General features: G+C 36.1%; 4 protein-coding genes. 1 reads left to right on the top strand and 3 read right to left on the bottom strand.

Annotated elements, in window-relative coordinates:
• Nucleotides 1-518 precede the first annotated feature (518 nt).
• From ACFIK4_RS06640 to ACFIK4_RS06650, 3 genes are all read right to left on the bottom strand, one after another.
• Entirely contained in the window at nucleotides 519-1,580 is a 1,062-nt protein-coding gene (locus ACFIK4_RS06640; protein ID WP_375675517.1) for a CobW family GTP-binding protein, read from the bottom strand.
• A 405-nt stretch (nucleotides 1,581-1,985) separates the two neighbouring features.
• Nucleotides 1,986-3,083, bottom strand: coding sequence for a D-alanyl-D-alanine carboxypeptidase family protein (locus tag ACFIK4_RS06645; protein WP_375611309.1), 1,098 nt, complete (start codon nucleotides 3,081-3,083; stop codon nucleotides 1,986-1,988).
• A gap of 691 nt (nucleotides 3,084-3,774) precedes the next feature.
• Nucleotides 3,775-4,581, bottom strand: a complete 807-nt coding sequence (locus ACFIK4_RS06650) for a lysophospholipid acyltransferase family protein (RefSeq protein ID WP_375628565.1) — start codon at nucleotides 4,579-4,581, stop codon at nucleotides 3,775-3,777.
• Between the two features lie 129 nt (nucleotides 4,582-4,710).
• Between ACFIK4_RS06650 and thiD the strand changes: the two genes are divergently transcribed.
• Nucleotides 4,711-5,565: a bifunctional hydroxymethylpyrimidine kinase/phosphomethylpyrimidine kinase gene (gene thiD / locus ACFIK4_RS06655; protein WP_375612742.1), complete on the top strand. Its 855-nt coding sequence runs from the start codon at nucleotides 4,711-4,713 to the stop codon at nucleotides 5,563-5,565.
• The last annotated feature ends 435 nt before the right edge of the window (nucleotides 5,566-6,000 follow it).

Here is a 6,000-nt window from a genome sequence, read left to right on the forward strand (position 1 = left end):
TGATTTTGGTTTTTTTCTTAACAGGGATTTTGATTTCAATTAGCTTGAGTAAACATAGAGTTGAGCAGAATATTTTAGAACCAAGAATTTGGCCAATCGGTCTGTGAAATGAATCATATGAAGTGGTTTGCAGATGAAGCGCATTTAGAGAGAAAACAATCTGTTTGCAGATTGATGGGTATTAAATTTTTTATCATAACAATTTGATTTATAATGATAATTTAGTGTTATTCAAGTTAAATTAGAACCCTGAATACCGTAAGATTCTCTCATTTCAAAGCCGTTCCATGTTGAATAAATTAAAACCATTTTCTTGCACGTTACAAGCGGGGATAACCGCGTGGGTGAAACTGTGCAAGAAAGACTAAAATGCTTTTTACAAACCGTCTCAAGTACCAAGGGCTTGTTTCAACATTGGGAATTAGCAAAGTGTGTAATGGTGCCGGTTTGCTTCTTTAAAAGCATAAAGATGGTGGTGCCAATGAATTTAATATTATATCATTGAAGGGGAGAAAAAATTAAAATTTTATTCCTGGAATGACCAGAGGATTTTCTAAGAGAGCTGTTTTGTCTGCAGTATCTATTGCTGGTTTATTAAAAAAAGCATTGAGGAGCTTTTGTATTGCGTCTTTTTCAACACCATCGGCAATGATGACAAAACGTGTTTGTTTTATTCCTTTTGGCCATGCCGGCAATCTTATGGGAGGATGAAAAAATGTTTGTACGCCATGTAATACAAGTGGGCGATAAGGGTCATCACGCAATGCGATAATTGCTTTAATACGTAATAATTTTGTACCATAACGCTCTTGTAGGAGATCTAAAAAAGCTTCAATTGTGGCGTAATCAACAGGACCCTCACAGTTTAGTGAAAAGGTACGAATGGTTTTATGGGGGGTATGATCATGTGGGGTAGTCGTAAGATTTTGTTTAAGTTTTGTATTTTCTACTTTTTCATCCCATAATGTGTTATTTATTAATAGATTTGAACAGAAATCTTTAGAATGGGCGTCAATGATTTGTGCTGTAGGATTCATTGTTTTAAGTGTGCTAAGGAGTGCATCTGAAAGCGTTTGTGGGTCTCTAAGATCTGTTTTGGTGAGAATGATTTTATCAGCAAATATTAATTGTTTATATATTTCAGGATAGCGCTTACATATGGAAAGTGGACTTAATGTATCAAATGTTGCAAGAACAGCATTTATGGACAATGTTTGAATAAACAATGGGTGGCTTAAAAGTATTTGTAAAATAGGGGCGGGATCAGCCATCCCTGTGGTTTCAATGATAATATGATGGAGTTGTTTGATCTGTCCTGTCTGAACGCGATTTATTAAATCAATTAATGTGTCGATGAGATCACTGCGTAAATTACAGCATAAGCAACCATTGGCAAGCTCAATAATTCCTTCTGTCGTTTTTTCAACCAGAAGGTGGTCAATACTGATTTTGCCGAATTCATTGATGATAACAGCACATTCTGTTAGAAGAGGGTCTTGTAGCATACGGTTGAGCAAAGTTGTTTTGCCAGAGCCTAAAAAACCCGTAATAAGCGTGAGAGGGATGCGCTTTATTTTCATGTTAATCATCAATCATAGTTTTGTTTTTAAAAAATATATCTCAGTATGTCTAAGCAATTTATAATGATGTCCGTGAGGGATATAATGGTTAATCCCCCATGAAATCCATTGTACCACTATCTTTACGCTTATAAAGGTAGGTGCACGTGGGTATATTATACACTTTTAGCGTCAATGTTATGATAATTTTTGGTTCTTGAAAGGACTTATAGGAAGGATTTTTATTCCTAGTTTTAATTATTTTATCTACATGTTCATCCACCTTGTGGCGCGCAAGAGACTGGTTTTATTGATTCAACAAATACAGATTTGAAATGAGAGAATCTTACAATACTTGTGGTTTTGACATAAGGTACAAAATAATTAATTATCATTATAAATCAAAGTATTATAATTAATTGTAGATTATGATTTATGGCTTTTTATAGAATGGTTTGCGTGCCTTTTATACGGAATATAGGGTTTTCTTAGTGGTTTTACTGTCATTTTAGGTGTTTGTGGCGTACGAATGAGGTGTACTGATAAAGGATGAGAAAAAGAAGGTGGAGCAGTGATAAAAGGTGAGGTGAGAATAATATTTCCTTGATCATCATATGAATTTGCATGCATTTTTATGGCTTCAGGTGTGCATGTTTGTTGTCTCATATTGTTGGCTTGTGTTATGTTGCTCCCATAAGGTTTTAATGTTGCTAGTGTTAATTGGGGGCTTCCTTGGTGCAAAAATCCTATTTCAAGAAGTTGTGCAGCTTTTTCTTCTCTTTCACTTATGTTGTTAGCACCTAGAATGACAGCAATAATTGTACGTTTATTGCGGGTGGCTGAGGCAACAAGATTAAAACCAGAGGCACAAATAAATCCTGTTTTCATACCGTCTATCCCATAAAAACGGCCAATGAGGTTGTTTGAGTTATGTTGGATTTTTCGATTATTACCAAAATCAATGGCTGGAATAGAAAAATAATGAGCATATTGTGGAAATTCTCGACGTATTTGAACGGCTAAAAGAGCAATATCGCGTGCCGTGGAGTAGTTTTGAGGATCTGGTAAACCACTTGCGTTCGCAAAATGGGTGCCAAACATGCCTAAACGTTTAGCTTCGCTATTCATTTTACGTACAAAATCTTTCTGTGAACCCGCAACAGCTTCACTCATGGCAATGGCTAAATCATTGGTAGATTTAACCATGGTGATACTTAAGGCTGTATCAAGTGTGAGTACAGAACCAGCTTTATAGCCTGAACGATATGAGGGAGCTTTTGCGGCGTATTCGCTGATGGTGATATGTTTGTTTGGTGAAACTTCCCCTCGGCTCATGGCACGAAAAATAACATAAGCGGTCATTAATTTTGTCAAGGAAGCAGGATACCAACGCTCAAAAGCTTGATTATGTTTTAAGATACGCCTCGTTGTAACATCAACAGAAATAAAAGGCTGCGCTAGAGCAACAGCGCTGGATAAACTCAAAATCACAGAAAAAAATAAATTATAGAAGAGACGTCGCATTAATTTAAATCTAGTTCCCTCTTATTCGTTATTTAGAATTGTTTTAATGTAGCACACAAAGCATTTAAGTCTAGGATAGGAAGGAAAGATGGTTAATTGCTGTATCCGTTGTGTCTGTGGGATAAAAACCAATTCTCATTTTTATTTTCCCCTTGAATTTGGTTTGATGATTTAAGTATCTCAAGAAATACTTTTTAAATAATGAAGATTGTACAAGATTTCAGGCTCTTGGAGGGATTGAATTTCTCAGAAAGGAATGAATCTGCATAATCATGCATTTTTCTTGCTCTCCTGTTAGGATAGCCCTTGGCACTTGAGACGGTTCGTAAAAAGCATTTTAATCTTTTCTTGTATCGTTTTATTCACACAGATATCCCCGCTTGTAATGTGTAAGAAAATGATTCTAATTGATTCAACCTAGAATAGATTTGAAATGAGAAAATCTTACGGTATTCAGGGTTCTCATTCAAGTTGAATAACGCTAAAACATCCTTATAAATCAATGAGATGTATGTTATTTAAATGATTTTAAAGAGAGGAAGAATTCTTTTTCAAAAAAATTTACACATTGATCATTTCTTATCATGTACAAGTGTTTTACAATTTTAAATTAGAAAGTTTGAAGTATCTTTCTTATATTTTTTTCCCTATACTCCGCTCAATATACAAAGTTATGCATTATTCTTATCAATCAGTGCATTGTTTCATGTTGATTTAGTTTTTGAAGTTTCTGAACAGCGTATGGTGGCATAGGAGGAGGGGTAGGGTCTTGAGCTGCTAAGAGAAGCAGTTCATCACACGCTTTTTCAGTTTTTTGGACAAGTTGATCTAGAAAATCACGTTTGCTTAAACCAGCCTCTATCGGGGGAAGAATACGGACACGAATTGTTCCGGGATAGCGGCGAAAATTATTGCGTGGCCAATATAAACCCGCATTATGTGCAATAGGAACAACTTGAAGTCCTAATTCATTATAGAGCGCGACAATTCCTGACTTATAATCTGGTTCTTGACCGGGTTGTCGGCGTGTTCCTTCGGGAAAAATCAAGATTTGGCGCCCTTGTTTTACTTTCTCTTTTGCTTTTTGTATAATCATTTTTAAGGCTTTGATGGGTGTTGTGCGGTTAATGGGGATAATTTGCGTTTTTGCCATATACCAGCCAAACAATGGAATCCACATCAATTCACGTTTTAAAATGAGAGTGGGATCATCAAAATAAGGAACAAGACTGAAAGTTTCCCAAGCCGATTGATGCTTTGGAGCAATGATATAGGGTCCTTTGGGAAGATTTTCTAAACCTTCAATCTCATAACTTGTGCCTGCGATGTATTTTTGCAAAAAGAGTGTAACGCGCGCCCATGTTTTAGGGACAATCCATGCCTTTTTGCGGGGCATTAAAAAATAAACGGGAGCGTAAAGAATCATTTGTATGAAAGTTGTTGTATAAAAAGCGAACGTAAAAAGAATAGAACGAAGGATAAGCACTACATTTTCCATTTTATATCTATAAGAAGACTTCATATATAATATAATTCACATGAGAAAACATCTTCTTTATGTTTTTTCAAGCATCTATTTTTTCGGTAACTCATTTTCCGATATTTAAAAACAGAAGGAAAGAGGTTGATGGAATTACAAAAAGATAAACTTTTTATTCCACGGATTTTATCTATTGCGGGAACAGATCCTTCTGGTGGCGCTGGAATGCAGGCGGATTTGAAGGTTTTTTCAGCTATGAAAACTTATGGTATGAGTGTGGTTACAGCTGTTGTTGCACAAAATACTCAGGGTGTGCGTTCTTTTCAGGCATTAGATGCTTCTTTTGTTGCAGATCAAATTGATTCTGTTTTTGAGGATATCCATGTTGATGCCGTTAAAATTGGTATGGTTGCAAATGCTCAGATTGCACAGGTTATTGCAGAACGTCTTGCTTATCATAAAGCGCGTTTCATTGTTTTTGATCCGGTTATGGTTGCAAAAAGTGGTGATGTTCTTTTAAAGTCTGATGCAATTGAAATTATGCGTGATGTTCTTGTGCCGATGTCAACTTTGATCACGCCAAATTTGCCTGAAGCTGCACTGTTATTGGGGCGTGAAGTGCAATGGTCTTTAGAGACTATGTATCAATATGCTCCACGACTCTTGGCGCTAGGGTGTCATGCAGTTTTGTTAAAAGGGGGACATTTGAATACGCTGACCAAAAATAGTACAGAAAATTACGATTGTTCTAGTCCAGATCTTTATTGTGATTGTGAAAACCTTGTTATACTTGAAGCCTCTCGTCTTTCAACTACTCATGATCATGGGACAGGGTGTACCATTTCTGCTGCCATTGCAGCTCTGTTACCTACCCAACCTTTGGATTGCGCTGTTAAACAAGCAAAAGATTATTTGCATGGCGCTTTAACTGCCTCAGATGCTTTAAAAGTAGGGAAAGGGCGAGGGCCGCTTCATCATTTTTATGCATTATGGAAAGATTAATACAACGGTTGATAGTGAAAAATCTTCACTCTATGAATTTGTTTCGTCATTATATGATGTTTTGGACTTATGACTGATAAATGTTAGCGTATTGTAGCTTAACAGTTATTTTGTATTAAGAAGGATAAGAAAAAATGTTATAATTTGCTTCTTTTATATATTTTTTACGATTAATCTATCCTGTTTTAGAGGCAATTTTGAGTATAAAAAAGAGAGCAAGGAATTGTAAAATCAGGATTTGATAGCAAAAAGAGTAGAGGGAAAGACCTTTTACAAGGCGATATTAAAGCTAGCGGATCCACTATATTCGCTGTTTCTTATATTGGTGGCAAAACAGCCATTCAACCGATTGCACAATTTGCGGGGGCTTCTCCTGTAAATTCATCTGCGAGAGAGCAAAGAGACAAAGACCGTTCCCCCATCACACACAATCAA

This window comes from Bartonella sp. AP9QHHD (assembly GCF_042195625.1).
Classification (GTDB): Bacteria; Pseudomonadota; Alphaproteobacteria; order Rhizobiales; family Rhizobiaceae; genus Bartonella.